Origin of the sequence: Danxiaibacter flavus (assembly GCF_041060425.1) — a bacterium.
In the GTDB taxonomy this organism is placed as follows: domain Bacteria; phylum Bacteroidota; class Bacteroidia; order Chitinophagales; family Chitinophagaceae; genus Danxiaibacter; species Danxiaibacter flavus.
The window spans coordinates 436,939-458,375 of record NZ_JAULBC010000008.1 but is presented as its reverse complement, the minus strand read 5'-3'; the positions used below and the strand labels follow the sequence as shown (position 1 = coordinate 458,375).

General features: G+C 41.3%; 18 protein-coding genes. 10 read left to right on the top strand and 8 right to left on the bottom strand.

Going from position 1 to position 21,437, the window contains the following annotated elements; translation table 11 throughout:
- Positions 1-3: 3 nt before the first annotated feature.
- The 3 genes from tsaB (at position 4) to QTN47_RS23505 (ending at position 2,741) form a co-directional block, all read left to right on the top strand.
- Positions 4-693, top strand: a complete 690-nt coding sequence (gene tsaB, locus QTN47_RS23515) for a tRNA (adenosine(37)-N6)-threonylcarbamoyltransferase complex dimerization subunit type 1 TsaB (protein WP_369331889.1) — start codon at positions 4-6, stop codon at positions 691-693.
- 110 nt (positions 694-803) lie between these two features.
- A complete protein-coding gene (locus tag QTN47_RS23510; protein ID WP_369331888.1) occupies positions 804-1,145 on the top strand; it encodes an ArsR/SmtB family transcription factor in 342 nt (113 codons plus the stop codon).
- Between the two features lie 183 nt (positions 1,146-1,328).
- Positions 1,329-2,741: an MBL fold metallo-hydrolase gene (locus QTN47_RS23505; RefSeq protein WP_369331887.1), complete on the top strand. Its 1,413-nt coding sequence runs from the start codon at positions 1,329-1,331 to the stop codon at positions 2,739-2,741.
- Between the two features lie 350 nt (positions 2,742-3,091).
- Here the strand turns inward: QTN47_RS23505 and QTN47_RS23500 are convergent, their stop codons facing one another.
- Complete coding sequence (locus tag QTN47_RS23500) at positions 3,092-3,973, bottom strand: lysophospholipid acyltransferase family protein (protein WP_369331886.1); 882 nt, start codon at positions 3,971-3,973, stop codon at positions 3,092-3,094.
- 441 nt (positions 3,974-4,414) lie between these two features.
- Here QTN47_RS23500 and QTN47_RS23495 point away from each other — a divergent pair, with 441 nt between their 5' ends.
- From QTN47_RS23495 to QTN47_RS23480, 4 genes are all read left to right on the top strand, one after another.
- Positions 4,415-5,524 carry a GH116 family glycosyl-hydrolase gene (locus QTN47_RS23495; protein ID WP_369331885.1) on the top strand — a complete coding sequence of 370 codons (1,110 nt, stop codon included), beginning with the start codon at positions 4,415-4,417 and terminating at the stop codon, positions 5,522-5,524.
- The gene (locus QTN47_RS23490; protein WP_369331884.1) at positions 5,493-7,049 is read left to right on the top strand and encodes a GH116 family glycosyl hydrolase; all 1,557 of its coding nucleotides are present in this window, start codon (positions 5,493-5,495) and stop codon (positions 7,047-7,049) included. The genes QTN47_RS23495 and QTN47_RS23490 overlap by 32 nt, the downstream gene beginning before the upstream one ends.
- A 41-nt stretch (positions 7,050-7,090) precedes the next feature.
- Positions 7,091-7,402: a peptidylprolyl isomerase gene (locus tag QTN47_RS23485; RefSeq protein ID WP_369331883.1), complete on the top strand. Its 312-nt coding sequence runs from the start codon at positions 7,091-7,093 to the stop codon at positions 7,400-7,402.
- A 144-nt stretch (positions 7,403-7,546) separates the two neighbouring features.
- The gene (locus tag QTN47_RS23480; RefSeq protein ID WP_369331882.1) at positions 7,547-8,614 is read left to right on the top strand and encodes a GTP-binding protein; all 1,068 of its coding nucleotides are present in this window, start codon (positions 7,547-7,549) and stop codon (positions 8,612-8,614) included.
- A 271-nt stretch (positions 8,615-8,885) separates the two neighbouring features.
- On the opposite strand, the gene nadB is transcribed toward QTN47_RS23480, so the two are convergent.
- The 3 genes from nadB to QTN47_RS23465 form a co-directional block, all read right to left on the bottom strand.
- A complete protein-coding gene (gene nadB / locus QTN47_RS23475) occupies positions 8,886-10,481 on the bottom strand; it encodes an L-aspartate oxidase (protein WP_369331881.1) in 1,596 nt (531 codons plus the stop codon).
- 478 nt (positions 10,482-10,959) lie between these two features.
- Positions 10,960-11,811 carry a fumarylacetoacetate hydrolase family protein gene (locus QTN47_RS23470; RefSeq protein WP_369331880.1) on the bottom strand — a complete coding sequence of 284 codons (852 nt, stop codon included), beginning with the start codon at positions 11,809-11,811 and terminating at the stop codon, positions 10,960-10,962.
- Positions 11,812-11,837: 26 nt separating this feature from the next.
- On the bottom strand, positions 11,838-13,073 hold the full coding sequence (locus tag QTN47_RS23465) for a DUF6786 family protein (protein WP_369331879.1): 1,236 nt from the start codon (positions 13,071-13,073) through the stop codon (positions 11,838-11,840).
- A 253-nt stretch (positions 13,074-13,326) separates the two neighbouring features.
- Here QTN47_RS23465 and QTN47_RS23460 point away from each other — a divergent pair, with 253 nt between their 5' ends.
- The 3 genes from QTN47_RS23460 (at position 13,327) to QTN47_RS23450 (ending at position 18,088) form a co-directional block, all read left to right on the top strand.
- On the top strand, positions 13,327-15,408 hold the full coding sequence (locus QTN47_RS23460; protein ID WP_369331878.1) for a ComEC/Rec2 family competence protein: 2,082 nt from the start codon (positions 13,327-13,329) through the stop codon (positions 15,406-15,408).
- Between the two features lie 97 nt (positions 15,409-15,505).
- The gene (gene purH / locus QTN47_RS23455) at positions 15,506-17,008 is read left to right on the top strand and encodes a bifunctional phosphoribosylaminoimidazolecarboxamide formyltransferase/IMP cyclohydrolase (protein ID WP_369331877.1); all 1,503 of its coding nucleotides are present in this window, start codon (positions 15,506-15,508) and stop codon (positions 17,006-17,008) included.
- 177 nt (positions 17,009-17,185) lie between these two features.
- Positions 17,186-18,088, top strand: a complete 903-nt coding sequence (locus QTN47_RS23450) for a DMT family transporter (protein WP_369331876.1) — start codon at positions 17,186-17,188, stop codon at positions 18,086-18,088.
- A 64-nt stretch (positions 18,089-18,152) separates the two neighbouring features.
- On the opposite strand, the gene QTN47_RS23445 is transcribed toward QTN47_RS23450, so the two are convergent.
- The 4 genes from QTN47_RS23445 to gldD form a co-directional block, all read right to left on the bottom strand.
- Positions 18,153-19,532, bottom strand: coding sequence for a LutB/LldF family L-lactate oxidation iron-sulfur protein (locus tag QTN47_RS23445; RefSeq protein WP_369331875.1), 1,380 nt, complete (start codon positions 19,530-19,532; stop codon positions 18,153-18,155).
- 225 nt (positions 19,533-19,757) lie between these two features.
- Positions 19,758-19,979: a hypothetical protein gene (locus QTN47_RS23440; RefSeq protein ID WP_369331874.1), complete on the bottom strand. Its 222-nt coding sequence runs from the start codon at positions 19,977-19,979 to the stop codon at positions 19,758-19,760.
- 77 nt (positions 19,980-20,056) lie between these two features.
- Positions 20,057-20,641, bottom strand: coding sequence for a DUF3109 family protein (locus QTN47_RS23435; protein WP_369331873.1), 585 nt, complete (start codon positions 20,639-20,641; stop codon positions 20,057-20,059).
- A gap of 170 nt (positions 20,642-20,811) precedes the next feature.
- The gene (gene gldD, locus QTN47_RS23430; protein ID WP_369331872.1) at positions 20,812-21,411 is read right to left on the bottom strand and encodes a gliding motility lipoprotein GldD; all 600 of its coding nucleotides are present in this window, start codon (positions 21,409-21,411) and stop codon (positions 20,812-20,814) included.
- Between the last annotated feature and the right edge of the window lie 26 nt (positions 21,412-21,437).

Here is a 21,437-nt window from a genome sequence, read left to right as displayed (position 1 = left end):
TCTATGGCGCTGATTTTAAATATAGACACGTGTTCGGATGAAGCTTTCGTTTGTCTCGCATTGGACGATAAGGTGATTGCAACCGAAACAAATCCTGAACAGAAAAACCACGCAGCGTTCCTGCAACCGGCAATACAACGACTGATGCATCATGCAAAAAAATCATTAGCAGATATCGATGCCATCGCTGTTGTTTCAGGTCCGGGAAGTTATACCGGATTAAGAGTTGGCTTAGCCAGTGCCAAGGGACTTTGTTATGCATTGAACAAACCATTGGTCTTTGTAAACACTTTATACATAATGGCTTATGCAGCTAAAAATCATGCAACCTTAAATACGCACCCTAAGCCACAGTTGTTTTGCCCAATGGTAGATGCAAGACGAATGGAAGTTTTTACATGTTTGTATAATGACCAGCTTGAGTTGAAAGAACCTCCCCAGGCGATGATTTTAAATGAATTATCATTTATTGAATATGTTGATAATCAGGCAGTTTTATTTTTTGGCAATGGTAGCGAAAAGTTTAAACCTGTTGTAAAAAGCAGTAATGCTTTGTTTGCCAACGTTATATATACAGCAGGCGATATGGCGGTGCTGTCCCATGAAGCTTTTGAGGGCAAAAAATTCCAGGACCTTGCCTACAGTGTTCCCGAGTACATTAAGGACTTTTTCGTTTTGCAGAAAAAACATTAAATATAATTTAAAAAAATCCATTTCTGCCTGAGATCATTCATTGTTGAGAAAAAATAATAATATCTTTACCCGATCATATTAGTATTTTATAAAAATTAATTTTTAACCTGATGAACACTCCGGCACAAACAGTTGTCATTAATGACCCGGCAAGCAAAGAAAGCATTAAGGTAGATTATTTGCACTTGAAAAAAGCTGCTCTGATTCTAAGGGCACTCAACCACAAGCTACGTCAGCAGATGGTTAAATTACTGGATGAACATAAGAAAATGACGGTTACAGAAATTTACGTTAAGCTTCGCCTGGAACAATCCGTAGCCTCTCAGCATCTTGCAATTTTAAGAAGGGCTGGCATTGTTACAACGCAAAGAGACGGCAAATTCATTTATTACCACATTAACTATGAAAGAGTTAAGGAAGTGAGCCAGTTTGTAGAAGACCTGGTAAGCTAAACACCGTACAATTTCCGTATCGTTTGATCTGCATAAACAGCTTTTTTCAGCATATAATCAATCGCTAAATGCGATGTTTTTACTAGCAACAGAAGTTTAAATAAATCGTACCCACGTCCTTTCTTTATGACTTTGTTGCAAGTGGCAAAACGTACTTAAAGTATCTTTGCCAAAATTTTTTACATGCATATTCAACAATTGTACACCAACTGTCTTAGTGAAGCGGCCTATTACATTGAAAGCGAAGGAGTAGCGGCGATTATAGATCCAATGAGAGATGTAGAGGAGTACATTCAACTGGCTAAACAACGCGGCGCTGAGATAAAGTACATTTTTGAAACCCATTTTCATGCAGACTTTGTTAGCGGTCATATTGATTTAAGCAAGGCAACCGGGGCTACCATTATTTATGGCCCCGACACCCGTGCTAACTTTCCATTTCATCTTGCCAAGGATGGAGAAGTATTTGCTTTGGGTAAACTTTCCATTAAAATTCTGCATACACCAGGACATACACTGGAAAGTACCTGTTTCCTTCTTTTAGATGAAAACGGTAAGCAGCACGCTGTTTTCACTGGCGACACGTTATTTGTTGGTGATGTTGGCCGCCCTGATCTTGCACAGAAAGGCGAATCACTTACTACTGTCGATCTTGCCGGGATGCTTTACGATAGCCTTCAAAGCAAAATTGTTCCTTTGAATGACGACGTAATTGTTTATCCTGCTCACGGGCCAGGAAGCAGTTGCGGCAAAAATCTGGGGCCTAATACACAAAGCACCATTGGTGAGGAAAAACAAACCAACTATGCATTGAAGGCACAGTCAAAAGAAGATTTTATCAAGGCTGTAACTGAAGGTCTGGACACACCTCCACAATATTTCCCGATCAACGCTAAAATAAATAAAGAAGGCTACCAGGAACTTGATACAATTCTTGAAGCAGCATTAACACCACTATCAGTTGATCAGTTGAAAGAAAAGCTGGCAAATGATCATACCGTTCTGGTGGACACGCGTCAGTCAGCCCTGTTCACAGCAGCATTTATCCCAGGTTCAATCTTCATTGGTCTTGAAGGCCGCTTTGCAGAGTGGGCTGGAAGTTTGTTGCCTTTTGATAAATCCATTGTGTTGGTAACTGATCCGGGTAAAGAAAAAGAAACAGCCATACGTCTTGCAAGAGTTGGATTTGACAAACTGGAGGGATATCTCGACGGTGGATTTGAAGCATGGCAAAAAGCTGGCGAGCCCATCGACATGATTATTGAGGTTGAAGCCGATGAAGTTGCGATGGATATTCCGTTTGATGAGCGCCTTGTACTGGTAGATGTGAGAAGGGAAATTGAATATGATGAAAGCCACATAAAAGAAGCTGTAAACATTCCATTAAGCAATCTTACTGATCCCGGAAGTATGGCAAACATCAATGATGATGACAACCTGTATATTCATTGCCAAAGCGGCTACAGAAGCGTAATTGCGGCTTCATTAATTAAGCGCCAGGGCATTCACAACTTAAGAAATGTGTTAGGCGGGTTCAATGCACTCAAAGAAATTCCATCATTGCAGATTGAAAAAAGTGCGTCTGCGCTGAATTAGCTGTGAGCTGTCAGCTATCAGCTTTTAGCTGTGGAGCAAGGTGTCAGGTATCAGGTTTCAGGTATGAGGTATAGGATATGAGGTATGAGCCGTTTGGCTTTTAGATCGCTAATTTACAATAGCTAAAAAAATATCTTTCTTACAAATAAAAAAGCTGAATGGACCAGTTTCTCAAACATCTATTCAGCTTTTCTTTTTTCTTATTCTTCACATCCTATCCTTCTTCAAAATTCTTACACGTCTTACAATCTTACAGGTCTTACATGTCTTACGGTCTTACCATCTTACGGTCTTACCATCTTACGGTCTTACCATCTTACGGTCTTACTATCTTACTATCTTACTGTCTTCTAAACAACCAGGTGCCCAAACTTCTCCTGGTCAAAAGGAATTTTCCATCGCTTATGGCTCCACAAATAATTGGAAGGTTGTTCGCGAATTCCATCTTCAATAAACCTGATCATTTCTCTTGTGATTTCGCCGTTGGGCAATGACCTTGGTTCCATTGTCAACAGCTTCAGCTCGCAATGGTAATAGCCTCTTTTTTTCTTTTTTATCCCGGCCATTATAATGGCAGTGTTGTTCAATTTTGCGCCTTTTTCCGGACCCGGAACAAAGGCTGTCATACGTCCAAAAAAGTTTGTCCAGTATGCATGCTCAGCACCTCCGGGACTTTGATCTGCAACAAGCGCTAAACCAAATCTGCCACGCGAGTATTGGCGGAATTCATTCCTGAAATCTGTTGCAGCAACAAGCTTTCCGCCAAACCTCGATCTCATGTCATAGAAGATCTTGTTGAATATTTTATTCTGAATCGGCATGTAAACAGTAACCAGCGGGTATGTGATATTTGCAGAAAAAGCCAGCGTTGCATATTCCCAGTTGAAGCAATGCCCCAGGTGAAATTGAATGTTCTTTCCCGTTGAATACAGATCATTAACTACATGATAATCGGATGTAAAACGCTTATCCAATTCTTTCCGGGACATGGAAAGCATTTTAACGGTTTCAATAAATTGGTCGACAAAAGATTTATAAAACTCTTTTGCAATTTTAACTCGCTCCTCTTCACTCTTGTCAGGGAAGGCAACCGCAAGATTGCCCATCACCACATCCCTTCGATATTTTATTACGTAATAAAGCAGTAAATAAATACCGTCGCTTAACAGATACATGAACCAGAAAGGCAAAAGAGAAAACAGATACAATAACCCGTAAACAACATAATACATACGCGGCAAATAATCCGCAAATATAGCGGTTTTAAAACCACGGAGGCACTGCGGCACTAACGATACACTGCGTTGTTTTTACCACGGGGACAATACGGCACCAACGGCACACTGCGTTTTTTGCCGTGAAAATTGCGGGCTAAGCTTAAAGCCTAAAGCTCAAAGCTTAGAACTAAAAAACCTTTGTGCTTCTTAGAGTCCTTGGAGCCTTCGTGTTTCCATTTCGTCGCGCCGCCGCTTCTTTGCGCCCGTTGCGAGAAACCAATATCACCTACTTTGCTTCACAGGGCTTAAACGTACAACGTAAAACTTATAACGTAGAACCACTGCGCCGCCGCTTCTTTGCGCTCGCTGCGAGAAACCATACTGCCGGTGAAAATAAATCCTTAACTTGTACCATAGCATCCTGCTGCTGACCTGCAGCCTTAACAAACAATTGCCATGGAAGAAAAAAACAAAAGGCGTTCTTTCCTTAAGAAAATCGCATTGGGCGGCATTGGCGCCACAATTGCTCCTACCACATTATTTTCAGAAGAAACACTTACAGAAAAAGACGACCGGAATAAAGATCAGCAAGCGACGGACAAGCGTTCTTACAATGGTGTTTATAAAGGCGATCATCTGAACAGAGTAGCTTTTCCTATTGGTGGTTTGGGGGCGGGTATGTTTTGCATGGAAGGAACCGGAGCCATCTCACACATGAGCGTTCGCAATAAACCGGATATCTATAATGAACCTTCCATGTTTGCCGCGATTCATGTAAAGAACCTCAACAATGCCAGCAAGGTGATTGAAGGGCCTGTTCCGCAGTGGAAGTTTTTCGGACAACGTGGTACAGGCAACGGCGCTACAGGCACTACTTTCGGACTGCCTCGCTTCACGAATTGCGAATTCATTGCCCGTTTTCCGTTTGGCACCACCCGGTTATCAGATACTGATATTCCGTTATCCGTTGAAATAAAAGGATGGAGCCCTTTTATTCCAACAGATGAAGACAACTCTTCATTACCCGCAGGCGCGCTGGAATATACATTTACCAACAAATCGGCAACCAGTATAGAGGCCGTCTTTTCTTATAACACAAAGAATTTTCTCGCTGCAGACAATGAAGGCCAAAACATGATCTCGTCCATTCAGAATGGATTTGTTCTGCAACAAACTGCTACTGCCGAGAAGCCTCACTTACAGGCAAGCTTTGCGATTTTTACTGACGACGGCAACACAATTGTTGATCACTGCTGGTTTCGCGGCGGCTGGTGGGATCCACTTACAATGGCATGGAATGCCGTAAAAAACGGATCTGCAAAATCGACTGCGCCGGTTGAAAAAGACGCACCGGGCGCGTCGTTGTATGTTCCTCTAAACTTAAAACCAGGTGAGCGTAAAACGATCCGTTTATACATGACATGGTATGTTCCCGAATCAGATTTGCATGTTGGAGATATTGTGCCGGATGAGAAAAAAGACTGCGATCCCAACAGCGGATGTTGCGCTTCCCCGGAAGATCTGGGTGTGAAAAATGGCAAAAAAAAACGACGCAAAAAACTATAAGCCATGGTATAGCAGCAGGTTTAATAATGTGACTGAAGTAGCCGATTATTGGAAAACTAACTATGCTGATCTTTTCAGAAAGACCTCACTGTTTACAGAAGCTTTTTATTCATCAACACTACCACCCGAAGTGCTTGAAGCAGTCGCTGCAAATCTTACCATTCTTAAGTCACCAACGGTACTTCGTCAATACGACGGACGTTTGTGGAGCTGGGAAGGTTGTGGCGATGATGGCGGTTGTTGTCATGGCTCCTGCACGCATGTCTGGAACTATGCCCAGGCTGTTCCGCATTTATTTCCAACACTGGAGCGATCGCTTCGCAATACTGAATTTTGTGAGAACCAGAACAAATTGGGACATCAGGGATTTAGAGCCAACATGCCGATCAGTCCGTTGAAACATGATTTCCATGCTGCTGCAGACGGGCAACTTGGAGGTATTATGAAAGTACATCGCGACTGGCGCATAAGCGGCAACAATGAATGGTTGGCCAAGATCTATCCAATGGTGAAGATGAGCATGGATTATTGCATTAAAACATGGGACCCACGCAGCAAGGGAATTGTAGAAGAACCGCATCATAACACGTATGATATAGAATTCTGGGGACCAGATGGTATGTGTACCAGCTTTTATCTTGGTGCACTACAATCTCTTATTGCAATGGGTAAATTTCTGCAGAAAGACGTAACCCGTTATGAGGATCTTTATGCCAAAGGCAAAACATACCTGGAGACGAATTTATATAACGGTGAATATTTTTTCCAGCATATTGAATATAAAGAACTGAATGCTCCCAACCCTGCAAAAGCTCAATCATTTGGAGGAGATTATTCCGAAGAAGCTGTGGCAATCCTGCAAAAAGAAGGTCCGAAATATCAATACGGAACCGGATGCCTGAGTGATGGCGTGCTGGGCACATGGATCGGAGCTATGTGCGGGATCAATGATATTGTAGATGCAAAAAAAATCAAGAGTCATTTGCTGTCTGTACACAAGTATAATCTTAAAAAAGATTTAAGCGAACATGCCAATCCGCAACGGCCCGCTTTTGCATTGGGCCATGATGGCGGCTTATTGCTTTGCTCATGGCCGAAAGGAGGGAAACTTTCTTTACCGTTTGTATATAGTGATGAAGTGTGGACGGGTATCGAATACCAGGTAGCATCACATCTTATGCTTTCCGGCAACCCAAACGAAGGCCTTGAAATAGTACGGTATTGCAGGGACAGATACGATGGACGCATCCGCAATCCTTTTAATGAATATGAATGCGGACATTGGTATGCAAGGGCTATGTCCAGTTATGGATTGTTGCAAGGACTTACAGGAATAAGATATGACGCAGTAGACAAAACACTACATATCAATAACAGGCTAAACAAAGACTTCACATGCTTTATATCAACAGCCACAGGTTTTGGAACAGTATCGTTAAAAAACGGAAAACCTCTTGTCAAGGTGAGTCACGGAAATATTAATATTGACAAAACCATCATCAACGATAAAATTGTTACCGAATGATTTGCGTAGCCGAAAACATGGTGGTTACAATGCGGTACATCATGAAGAACTCCAATAAAGAAATTCTTGAAAACACCATGGATGGTACTCCGGTGCAGTTTTTGCATGGAACAGACAGTATTTCAATCATATTGCAATCACAGCTCAGCGGATTACATATAGGAGATAAAAAAACGGTTTACCTTGAGAAAGCGCATAGCGCTGCAGACGATGATTATACTTTTGAAGTGTTCATTGAGCATATAAGACCTGCGCTTACCGAAGAAGTTATCCTCGGTTATCCTTTTCCTTCAAACGGTGATGATTGCGATGAACATTGTTCATGTTATAACGCCCCAAACACAATCGGCTGAACAGATGATGTTGCATAGTACAGATATCCGTACATATCAGTTACGAAAAAATAAAAATTTTATAATAAATTGCCAGCACCGGAAACTAACAAAAAGGACGAAATTTGAGCAGTACCTATGTAAACCTAACCTCTGTGCAAACAAATGAAAATACATTTACTTAGTGGCTTTTTGGGAAGTGGAAAAACTACCGCCATACAACAAGCTTGTAAACAATTACAAGAAAAAGATATCAGTGTTGGTGTTATCTCTAACGACCAGGGCATACAACTAGTCGATAGCAATTTCTTCAATAGCCTTTCAATTCCTAACAGAAAAATAATCAACGGCTGCTTTTGCTGCAATTACCACGATCTTAATAGCAGCATCACATCATTTGAAACCAGCGAACAGCCGGAAACTATTTTCGCAGAAGCTGTTGGCTCGTGCACCGATATAGTAGCAACTGTACTTAAGCCATTGCGCAGTAATAAAGAGAACGTTGATGTTACGCTGTCTACGTTTGTAGATGTGCGTTTGTTCCATTTGCTGTTTATACAAAAGCTGCCCTTGTTTGATGCTTCTGTAAAATACATTTACAATAAGCAACTGGAAGAAGCTTTGGTTATTGTTATAAACAAAGTTGACCTTGCTGATGCAAAAATGCTTCAATCAGTAAGCCAGTATGTAAAAGATCATTATCCAAACAAGACGATATTATATCAAAATTCTTTTTCCGAAGCCAGTGTTCAGGAATGGTTAAACGTTATTAACACAAAGGGCTTGTATGATGCGCCGGTATCAACCGATATAGATTATGATATATATGGCGAAGGTGAATCTAAACTGGCGTGGCTGGACACAGATCTTGAGTTTTCAGCTCCGGCATTTAATGCTATTCATTGCGTAAATGTGTTTATAAAAACCTTACGAAGATTAATTGAGGAAAACCATCTGACCATTGGTCACCTTAAGCTACTCCTAAATGGAAAAAACAAATACAGTCTCACTTCAGTTCATACAGAAACTGAGCATCTTTTTGATGAGTCCGCCGCAAACAAGGACGCTTCATTGCTTGTTAACGCAAGAGTACAAACAGAACCCGCTATACTAAAACATTTATTGTGGAAGGCTGTCCGCAACACTGAAGTTCTCTGCAAATGCAGCATAAGGATGGAAAACACCGCGAGCTTTAAACCGGGATATCCGAAGCCGGTGTATAGGATGAAGTAGAAGTGTCAGGTGTCAGGTGTGAGGCTTAAGGTGTAAGGCGTGAGGCATAGGCACTTCAAGTATGAACCATGCTTTACGAATTATTTAGGTTCAAACACATGCTGTAATTTTAGCAACACAATACAGAATAATTTTTTGTTATCTTCCCAGGCAATTTATACCTGATACCTGATACCTGATACCTGATACCTGATACCTGATACCTGATACCTGATACCTGATACCTGATACCTGATACCTGATACCTCACACCTCAAACCTCACTCCTCCTCTACAGCACAATATTCTGCAACAGATCACTCTTTTCCGGATGATCAGTATTGAAATGCAGTCCCCTGCTTTCTTTGCGGAATTGCGCGCCTTTTACAATGAGATAGCCGACTGTGATGAGGTTTCTCAATTCACAAAGTTGAGGGGAAACTTTTGTGCTTTTGTATAGTTGTTCGGTTTCCTCGTGAAGAAGATCCAATCTTTTTGATGCCCTTTCCAAACGCACATCTGTACGAACAATGCCCACATAGTCACTCATGATCTGCTGTAACTCTTTCAGGCTCTGTGTTATCAGGATCATTTCTTTCGGATCGGTATTGCCTTTTACGTTCCAATCCGGAATATCGCGACGAATTTCAATTGAAGATATTTTTTCAACGCTATCAAGATAGCATCTGTGACCAAAAACCATTGCCTCTAGTAAACTGTTGCTGGCAAGCCTGTTTGCGCCATGCAAACCGGTGCTTGCACATTCACCACAGGCATATAAATTTATAATGGAAGTTCTGCCAAATTCATCAGCCTTTATACCGCCACAGCTATAGTGAGCAGCAGGAGCTACAGGAATCATTTGCTTCATTACATCAATGCCTATGCTCATGCATTTTTCGTAAATATTGGGAAAATGATGGATGAATTTGTCTTTGTCCATATGCCTGCAATCGAGGTACACATGCTCAGTACCTGTCCGCTTCATTTCACTATCTATTGCACGTGCCACAATATCACGTGGGGCCAGATCTTTACGCTCGTCGTATCTTTCCATGAAAGCTTCTTCATCCTTATTGCGTAAAATGCCTCCGTCTCCTCTCACTGCCTCTGTAATAAGAAACGATGGAGAAACGCCTGGCTCAAACAATGCCGTTGGATGGAACTGGATAAATTCCATGTTCTCAATCCGTCCTTTTGCGCGGTACATCATTGCTACGCCATCTCCTGTCGCTATTTTAGGATTGGTGGTGGTACGATAGGCCTGACCACAACCGCCGGTAGCCAACAAGGTTATCCTGGAAAGTATCTTTTCAATTCGTTGTGTGCGAAGGTTCAAAACATACACACCGAAACAGGTAATATTTGAAGTGGACTTTGTTACAAGGTATCCCAGGTGGTGCTGAGTAATCAGATCTACCACAAAACAGTGGTTGATCACTTCTATATTGGAATACTGCTGCAGTTCTTCCAGCAGTGCACGTTCCATCTCTTTTCCTGTAACATCTTTGTGATGCAGGATGCGATGCTCACTATGACCACCTTCACGCCCGAGGGAATAATCACCGCTTTCCGTTTTATCAAACCTGGCGCCGTATTCAATTAATTCTTTAATGCGCGTGGGACCCTCTGTAACAACAATTTCAACCGTTTTTACATTGCACAACCCATCACCCGCAATTAAAGTATCTTCAATATGTTTTTCGAAACTGTCTTTTGACTCATCCCAAACGCCGGCTACACCTCCCTGGGCGTACTTTGTATTCGTTTCATCCTCACGCGCCTTGGTGATGATCATTATTTTTTTTTCGGGAAATTGCCTGGCAACTTTCAGTGCATAGGTTAGTCCAGCTATACCTGAACCAATAACCAAAAAATCTGTCTCCATGTATGTTTTAGCTTCTATCGTGTAAAAAAGACGTTACAAACATAGTTTGTTTTTTCAATTTTACAGATAGTGAATGGTGAATAGTCAATTGTGAAAGGTGTAAGAGGCTGATATAAAAAAGGCGGTGTAATGTGAAGTCAATAGTCAATAGTGAAATGTGCGTCTTGCATTACATTTCGCATTCAGTTTAATTTCAAAACACACGCAAAATCCCTGTTACAATCTGCAACATTTGGCCGCATTTGATTGTGCAGGTCACGGTTGGTCATCTAAGCAGACCGCAATGAATCACAACCTGCCCCATTTCAATTATACTACCACACCTTTCACTATTGACCATTCAATGTCGTTTCCTTAAGAGCACACAAAAAACAAAGCAAGCCTAAAATCAGGTACTTCGTACTTCGTAAATCGTACTTGATAAATGCCAATTATTCTTAAGGAAACGACATTGGTTGACCATTCACTATTCACAAGCCTACGGCTTCAGCGCCACCCTATTCTCCAACGTTCCAATTCCTTCAATACTAATAGACACCACATCACCGGGCTGCAACGTAAAATCATGGCCGGGAACAATACAAGTACCTGTCATTAGATAAACGCCTTGAGGAAAATCAAATCCCATTAGTAAATAAGAAGCCAGCTCTGTATGGGAGCGTTTCATCCTATTGATAGAAGCTGAATCATTATACATCTCTTTGCCATCTCTTGTAATAGACATTGAGATCACAGCATCTTTGTCGATTGGCTCCTCCGGAATATATAAACACGGGCCCATAGCGGCACTCTTTTCATACACCTTGGCCTGGGGAAGATAGAGTGGGTTTTCACCTTCAATGCTTCTGCTACTCACATCATTGCCGATTGTATAACCAGCAATATCACCACTAGCATTGATAAACAATGTCAGCTCCGGCTCTGGCACATTCCAGGATGAATCTTTACGGATATAGATTTCTGTATTGTGTGCGCAAACGCGGTGCGGCATGGATTTGAAAAACAACTCAGGCCTTTCTGCATCATATACTTTGTCGTAAAAATCCGCTCCGCCGGCATCCTGTGATTCCTCCATCCGTGCTACTTTGCTTCGCATATATGTTACGCCTGCTGCCCAAACTTCCTGCGATCCTATTGGAGCCAACAATGTATCATTTAAAAGATCTTCAAACTCCGAGTCACTCAATACAGTTGCAGCTTCTTTCAGCTGAACAACATGACGATGAAGATTGGTACGATTCACAAGATCATCCCAATTATTTTCAATAAGCAGATAATGAACCGACTTATGCGTAACAACAATTCCTTTGCGGGTATTATACAATTTCATAGTGCTTTTTTAACGAGATTATTTAGTTATTTTTTCATGGTTGTTTTTACATCATCAAGATCTATATGGAGAAGATCATGTACAATTTTTTTCAACGATTCGTAACTGCCTTGCAAATGACAGGTTACCTGCTGATAAGTTTGAATATCACCGGCACCGAGTTCTTTCGCAGCTGATGAAGATTCTATTTCATAAAAGGGCCCAAGTTGTGAACCATCTGCAAGCGGCCCGTCATTATAGGCATTTACCACATCTCCTTTGTAAGGCTCTTTCTGTATTTCCCATTTGCCATTTACATAATTACCAAGCTTATCAACCGGAAAATTGATAAACGTGAGTACGTTATTTTCAAAATCATAGCTCGCAGCAAATGTTTTTGCGATTGCAGGTGATAGTCCCAACTTACCCCTCTGCTTACCATCACACTGAAAATACAACACGCTGTCTTTAACTACCAGCCTGTCAGCGGGGATCTTTCCAAAATAATCATCTGTGATATTTTGTTTTGCATTTTTTCCGCCGGAAAAAGGTATCATTACCACAGTTGCTGGTGTTGGAGTCATCATGCCCAGCAGCCAAATGGACATAAGACCTTTATCTTTTGTCCACGCTTCAGTTCCAATATTTTTAATTCCGTTTGTTGTTTGATAAGCAACGCTTTTCACATCATCCGGAATAGAAAATGAAAACATGTCTGCAAGCTTGCTTTTGTCTATGATGCTTATTCTTCGCTGAATAACAAAATGAAAGTCTGTGCCGGAATAGTTTTTTAGTTTGGCTTCTTTGGTAAATGTTACAGAAGTGCTGTCTTTATCCAACACCTGGTAAGGAATGGTGTCAATAATGGGAGGAACCTGCCAATGGCTGATGTTAAATGAGTCCCCTTTTGCAAAATATAAAGAGTATTGGCCGCCTTCCGGTCCAAGCCAAAAGCGTTCTTCTCCTCCAACCGGATTGAACTGTGCTTTTTTTGTGCGCTTCCCTATCAGATCATAATTGATCCAGCCAAAACTTATTCCACTGTCACCGTCTGCAGTACTGGTCATCACACGTCCCTGGTAATCTGCGGATAACAATACTTTGGACATTCCATCGTCCGTAGATAATTCAAGCACCCGTTTTGTATTTTCTTTCAGGAAGTCAGCAGCATATCCGTAAGAACCTTTGGTATAAACAGGCTTTTCTTTATTTACCGGCGCATTACATGCCTGCTGTAAACTAAGCATGCCAAGAAGCAATAAGTTGTTTCCGGATCGTGTCATCGTTAGAATTTTTAGCGGTTAAGATAAGGAAAAAATTAGTAGATGGAGGCCGCTCAATAATTTACTGTGAGAAATCAATGTTCTTTATTTGCTGACAACGCACTTAGCTTAAGTACGAAGTACGAATTACGAAGTACTCAGCTTTCAGCAGGCCTAGTTTTCACAGACCTAACGCAACGACAGGACAGGTTGTTTCATTCATCTCGACTAAAATCATTTTCTGCTAATTCAAAATTCCGTTCCTTTGAAAACTATGGATCCAGTTAACAGGATGCTTAAATCAGCCCCATTCCTTAAACTACTACCCGCACTAATCGCAGGTATTCTATTGCAGTGGTATGTGCAACTGCCATTTATGTTACTCGCCATTGCATTATGCGTTTGCTTAGCAACGTTGATCATTTTTCGATTGCTTCCCGTTCACATCAGGTTCAAATTCCGCAGCGCAATTGGATTGACATTGCTCTTCCTGACCGTATGTGCAGGCACGCTAACTACATGGTACAGCGATGCAAGAAATCATGCTACATGGTTCTGGAATATATCCGCCCAGGGTGAGGATGTTCTTGTAACTGTGCAGGAACCACTTGTAAGCAAGCCTTCTTCATACAAAGCCGTATGCTCAGTTGAAGCAGTTAAAAAAGTAAACCAGTGGATGCAGGCGACAGGTAAGCTGATCGTTTATTTTAAGAAAGACAGTCTGTCTTCACCTATTGCCTATGGCAGCCGCGTTGTGCTCCATAAGAAAGTACAGCCTATAATGAATTCCGGAAACCCAGGTGCGTTTGATTACAAACGTTATTGTCTTTTGCAGGATATTGCAGGCCAGGTTTTCGTGACAGAAAAAGACTACCGCATTTTACCAGGAAACGCCGGAAGTCGCTTGAGCCGGTTTCTTTTTGCTATGCGGGACAACTCCATCCGCATTATTAAACAATTCATTCCGGGTAATAACGAGCAGGGCGTAGCAGAAGCTTTATTGATCGGCTACCGGTATGATTTGGACAAAGATCTTGTTCAGGCTTACAGCAATACCGGCGTGGTGCATGTAATCGCCATTAGCGGGCTTCATCTTGGCATGATCTACGGACTGTTAGTCTGGGTACTGTCTCTGCTTCCTTCAAAAAATTCAACCCGATGGATAAAAGCCATCCTGATACTGGCTATTCTCTGGTTGTTTACACTCATTGCAGGAGGTGCCCCATCTATACTTCGTTCCGCAGTAATGTTTTCTTTTATTGTAATCGGACAGGGCATCAGCCGAAGGACAAATATGTACAACAGCCTGGCGGGTTCTGCATTTTGCCTGCTTGTTTTTAATCCCTTCATGTTGTGGGATGTGGGCTTTTTGTTATCCTATTCTGCGGTAACCAGTATAGTACTTTTCATGAAACCGGTATACAACTTATTCAATTTCGAGAACAAGATACTTGATAAGATCTGGCAATTGAGTGCCGTAAGCCTTGCAGCTCAAATACTCACATTGCCACTTGTTATTTACTATTTTCACCAGTTGCCCCTGCTTTTTCTCGTAACCAATTTAGTAGTGGTTCCGTTGTCAGGTTTTATTTTGTACGGGGAACTTTTGCTGCTGATCTTATCTTTCTTTCCATTTTTGGTATCTGCCGCCGGAAAATTATTAGGATTTCTGATTTTGATGATGAACAATTTCATCATCTATATTAACCAGATGCCTTTTGCAGTGTGGAGCGGTCTTCAATTAACAGTGTTGCAATCAAGCCTGCTGTTTACGATTATTATTGCGCTTACTATATGGATGTTAAAAAAAAGCAAACTGATCCTGTTTGGCGCTTTGGCAGCCATTTTATTTTTTTTCGTGTTGCGATGTATTGATTTCTGGCAACACTGCCAGCAACGAAACCTGATTGTTTATAATATCCCCAGGCATACCGCAATTGACATTGTACAAGGAAGAAAATCCACGTTTTTTAGCGACAGTTTGCTTTTCAAAAACTTACTGGCAGCTGATTTTCATCTAAAACCCTCACGCGTTCAGCAAAGGATTTCGCCGGTTAAAAATTATATTGTTTGCAGAAATACCCGTTTTTCCTGTGCGGGAAAATCAATACTGCTGATAAATGACGATAAGCATTCCTATTCTTACGGCAACATTGCTGAACCAGATATTTTGATCATTTCAGGAAATCCCAGGCAGGACATTTTCACGCTTATCAGTAAAATCAGGCCTAAAATGGTAGTTTTTGACGCCAGCAACCCGGTCTGGAAAATTGAAAAATGGAAAAAAGGCTGCGACAGCCTACATTTGCGCTTCCATTCGGTGCCCGAACAGGGCGCATTTGTAATGGACCTGTAATAAACTTAGCCCGCCGGATAGTACCTGTACATTAAACAGTGCACAATTTTTTTCTTGCGGTGTTATAGTAAACATACCAGTTAAACATCTTTTTATCATGCAAAAGAAAATTCAAAGCGCATTAATCTCTGTTTTTTACAAGGATGGCCTGGAGCCGATTGTAAAAGAATTACAACGCCTCGGCATTACCATTTATACAACGGGCGGCACACAAAAATTTATCGAGGACCTGAAAATTGACTGTGTTGCTGTTGAAAGCCTTACTACATACCCGTCAATTTTGGGCGGACGTGTAAAAACGCTTCACCCCGCTGTTTTTGGTGGAATTCTGGGCAGAAGGGACAATGAGCAGGATTTGCAGGAAATGAAAGAATACAAAATCCCGGAAATTGACCTGGTAATTGTTGACCTGTATCCATTTGAGGAAACTTTACGCACTACTACTGAAGAAAAAGCAATTATTGAAAAGATCGATATCGGTGGCCCTTCCATGATCCGTGCCGCAGCTAAAAACCACAAAGACCTTGTTGTTATTGCCGCTAAGGACGATTATGCTTCCCTGGTTGAATTACTTCAGACACAGAATGGAGAGACCACACTTGAACAACGCAGGGCTTACGCAGCCAAAGCATTTGAAGTGGTGATGAACTATGATATTGCCATCAACAATTATTTTAGTGGCACAGTGATCCAGCCTTTGAGTGCTAAACAATCCCTGCGATACGGTGAAAATCCTCACCAGCACGCTACTTTCTACGGAGATCTGAAAGAAGTATTTACACAATTGAATGGTAAAGAACTATCCTACAACAACCTTGTGGATGTTGATGCCGCTGTTCAATTAATAAAAGAATTTACCGAAACAACATTTGCCGTTATCAAGCACACGAATGTTTGTGGTATTTCATCCAGGCCTACAGTTAAAGAATGCTGGGATGCGGGTTTGGCGGGAGATCCTGAAAGCGCATTTGGCGGTGTATTGATCTGCAACGGAACTATTGATAAAGCAACTGCAGAAGCCATTAACGAAATATTCTTTGAAGTACTGATTGCACCTTCTTTCAATGAAGATGCACTGCAGGTATTGAAGAGCAAGAAGAATCGTATCCTGTTACAGCTAATCAATCCTGATGCTTCTTACACAACGCAGTTTAAATCTATATTGAACGGAACACTGGCCCAGGATATCGACACCGGCAATTATACTGAGTGGAATGAAGTTGGAGGAAGAACGACAACGCAGCAGGAAAAAGATGATTTAATCTTTGCAAATATTGTCTGCAAGCACTTAAAGAGCAATGCAATTGCTTTGATCAAGAACAAACAATTGGTGGGTAAAGGTTGCGGACAAACCAGCCGTATTGACTCACTGAGACAATCTATCGACAAAGCAAAACAATTTAATGTTGATTTGAAAGGCGCTGTTTTAGCGAGCGATGCTTTTTTCCCTTTCAATGACTGCGTGAAAATGGCGCATGCTGAAGGCATTGAAGCATTTATACAGCCCGGCGGATCCATTCGTGATAAAGACAGCATTGAATATTGTGTTGAAAACAAACTGGCAATGGTGATGACTGGTTTGAGACACTTTAAGCACTAAGAAGAAGTGACTGATGGCTGATTTGAGGATGGCTGATTAATAGCGCCCGAAAAACTTCAGAAGCTACATTTTCAATTGTCAATTCGCCATTTTCAATTATAAGAGGATCAGTAAAATAGAAATGTTTTATTGATCCTCTTCGCATAAATTACCCCTGCGAACAACGAACAGATATTATTGAGCAATTCTAATCCATATAAAACAAAGGCTTACATAGCCCTCACTACAACCAGCATTATCTGGGGCACAACCTGGGTTGGCAGCAAAGCTGCCGTGCACTTTGGCATGCCGGGACTGGAGGTTTCTTTCGTCAGGCAGTTCATTGCCGGATCTATTTTTCTTGCTTACTTTCTTTTTTCCGGTGAGTCCTTACCAACACTAAAGCAATTTGGATGGTTGTTACTGCTGGCTATTTGCAATTTTGTATTTGCCAACGGACTAAGCACATGGAGCCTTAAATATGTATCCAGTGGCCTGGCAGCATTAATTGGTGCGTTGTATCCGCTTTGCGTGGTGATTATTGAACTGCTTTTTTTCAACAAAAGAAATTACAACCTGCTCACATTAGCAGGATTACTCGTAGGTATTGCGGGCGTTCTGTTTGTTTTATACGAAAATGCATTTCATGAACAGCCTGTAGGTTATGGCTTCGGCATTCTTTTGGGATTGATTGGGATGGTTTCCTGGAGTTTTGGAACGATATTAATTGCCCGCAACAAATACCAGATGAATCCCTATTATGCAATGGGATGGCAAATGTTCCTGGCCTCGTTCATGATCTTTGGTCTGGCGAAAACTGTTCAGGTGCCATTACTGGGCATTCATGAAATACCGCTGCAAGCCTGGCTCGCAATAGCCTATCTTATAGGCGTGGGATCGCTAATAACCTTTATTGCGTTTGTATATACTGTTAGGTATTTGCCGCCGGCGTTATCTTCTGTCTATGCTTACATTAATCCGCTTGTAGCGATGCTTGCTGGGTATTGGGTTTTGGGAGAACCTTTAAGCGTAAATCTTTTTTTCGGCGCAATAATTACTTTAGCCGGGGTTTACCTGGTTAACTTTAGTCTTAAGAAGTAATAAGCCACTAAAAAATATGTCCTACACTTTGAAAGTGTAGGACATATTTTTTATGCAATTATCTTTACTTCGTTGCGTGTTTTTCCTTCCACATTTCATTGAAAGTCTTCTTGCTGAAATCAAGCGCACCGTGGTGTTGCGTCCAGGCTTTAAACACTTTGTTCACCACCCAGTTTTTCATATTACCGTTACCCAAATTCATCATTCCACGGTTAAGGCTGGCAGTCTTCCATGCTTTCCAGGCAAGGCGTTCTGATAAAGATGAATAACCCTGCAGAACAGCTTCATGCCTGTTATCCAGAAGTAATTCATGCAGGTTAATTTTCACGGCACAAACTTCCGTACAATTTCCACAAAGGGAAGATGCATAACTAAGGTGCTTATACTCTCCTATGTTTTTCAGATGAGGTGTGATCACACTGCCAATTGGGCCGCTATAAGTAGTTTCATAGCTATGACCACCAATATTTTTGTAAACAGGACAGGCATTTAAACAAGCCCCACAGCGAATGCAGTATAAAGCTTCCCTTGTTTTCGGGTTGGATAGTAAATTAGTTCTGCCGTTATCCAGCAGTATTACATACATTTCTTCGGGGCCATCAGTCTCGCCAGGTTGTCGCGGTCCGGCAATGATCGTATTGTATACAGTTACTTTTTGTCCGGTGCCATAAGTGGAAAGCAACGGCCAAAACAATGCAAGATCTTGCATACCTGGTATCATCTTCTCAATACCAACGATCACAATATGTGTTTTGGGCCAGGCACAGCTTAAACGGGCATTGCCTTCGTTTTCTGTAACCGCCACTGCTCCAATATCTGCAATGATAAAGTTGGCACCGGTGACACCAATTTCAGCCTGGATATATTTTTCACGTAGCTTCTGCCTTGCCACAAGCGTCAACTCTTCAGGGCTTAATCCACCGGGAACATTCAATTTATCAGCAAATAATTTTGCAACGTCTTCCTTGCTTTTGTGCATGGCAGGCGTTACAATATGATAAGGAGGTTCATCATCCAACTGCTGAATATATTCTCCCAAGTCTGTTTCTACACTTTCAATGCCCTTCTTCTCAAGGAAATCATTCAAATGAATTTCCTCGGTCACCATGCTCTTGCTTTTTACAACCGTCCTGCAATTCTTCTCATCGCAGATTTTTGCAATTTCATTCAGTGCATCATCTGCAGTTTCGGCCCACAACACCTTTGCACCACGGGACGTGATCTGTTTTTCAAATTCTTCAAGGTAACTATCCAAATGTTCTATTGCGCGCCACTTCGCATTTTTTGCGCGCTCACGGGCTGTCATCACATCCGTGAACTGCTGCTTGCCCAAAGGAACGGTAGCATTGTATTTACCTATATTGAAATTGATCTTACGTCTGTGTTCAAGATCTGCAGACTTAATGGTACTTTTTGCTATGAATGATGAAGCATTATTACTCATGTTAGTACTGAATGGTGATAGTCAATCAATATTGTTTTCTAAAGATAAACACGCTTTAATCAGGTACGAAGTACGATTTACGAAGTACCTAATTATGAGCCGGTTCATTTTTACCTACAGCTTAAGGGAACGGTTTTGAATAGTTAATAGTGAATCAATTTCTTTCAGTATGGGAACACAGACTCGATTATTAAGTACGAATTAAGAAATACAAAGTACCTGAGCTCAGTCAGTCTGTTTTCCTTTTTTCTTCTGCATGTTTTTATACTTAAGAAAGTTAAGAACAGCTGCCAGAAGCAGAAATAAAGTTATGCAAAAACCATACTTCATTTCAGATGGCACTATCCTTCCTTCATTAAGCATTGAATAAATCTGGTACGAATATGCCAAAGCCACCACAGTAAACAATACCAGGCTTACTATAATAGCGCGTTTGTTGAGGAACATATTTTTATCTTAATGATTAAGCAGGTTATGCAACGAATTTTGAAACTACAAATAATTTGGGTGTTGAATGGATCTTGTTAATGCGAATCCATATGAGATGCTGTTGCAGCAAGCGCTTCGTAGAACTCTTCACCATATTTTCTTATAAGCGCTTCTTTTAAAAACACGTATACAGGAACTTTTAGTTTTTTTCCAAGATTACAAGCAGCCTTACACAGGTCCTCACGAGGTATATAATTTACAAACTCAACATCAGGATCCATGCTACTTTTAGTGACTTTTGCAGGGAACAGATGGCAGCTGATGGGTTTTTTCCAGCCCAGCTTACCAGCATAGTAAGCTTGTTCAATGGCACATTTTATAATGCCTTTTTCATCCCGGTACCCGTAGGCACAAATGCCTCCGTTGATAGTGGGAGTAACCCAGCCAAATGACACGTCGTACAGGTATTTGCCTTGTTTTTCGACTGTGGCAATACCTTCCGGTGTCATGTATTCTTTTATTGCTTCATAGTTATCTATCAATTCATCCAGCTCATCTTTTTCCAGGGGCGCACCTGCGTCACCGTCTTCACAACAACCTCCTTTACATTTATTCAGGTCGCAGACAAACTGTTCTTCCAAAATTTCGTCGCTGACTAGTTTATTATCTATCGCTATCATAAAAAGACCTCCAGGGCAGATTTCATTTTTGCAAAGATAATTTAAAGCGGAAAGCTTAAAGCCTAAAGCTTAAAACTATTGCGATGATTGTTGATTTCCAGTAATTAAAATATTAGAATCGGCTCAACTTTCAAACAAATGTCCCATATCCAATAAACACGCAGATTTAATTACGATTTCTTCCATTTGAACGTATTGACCATGTGGGCCATATCTTCCCGCAGAAAATCATTAACCGGTTTTAGAGAATCCTGGTTGGGTGTTGTGTCAAAATACAGGGCGCCGCGAAGAAAGTTTTTAACTGAATCCGTAAGATAGAACTGGTTGGCGGTTGCTACATCTCCACCTACTTTAAAAAAGACGCCATGAACATTGTTGGGCGTAGTAATCAGTGAGTCATCTATAGAATAGGCTTTAATACTGTGCTTATTCGTCATATTATAAGCATCATTCACCAGCTTATCCAGCGTGTATGCTCCTATTTGTTTGTAGCTGATGTAGATTGTACCTGCAAACTGAGGAAAGTTTACATTTATCCACCACGGGTTTTCAGGAGCATCTCCAAAAAAAGATGTGTCCCTTACCACTTTTGCGTAAACAGGATATTCAAAAGTGTAAGGAAAACCTGGCTGATCAAACACTTCATATTTTTTTTCAGGAAAAGATATGCTGAAATAACCACGGGGTTTTGGTGTATAAACGCTATTGCACGAAACAACCATTAATGCGAACAATAAACCCGACACAAAACCTGCACTTTTAAACACCATAAAAATTATCAAATGAGTTAATGAGC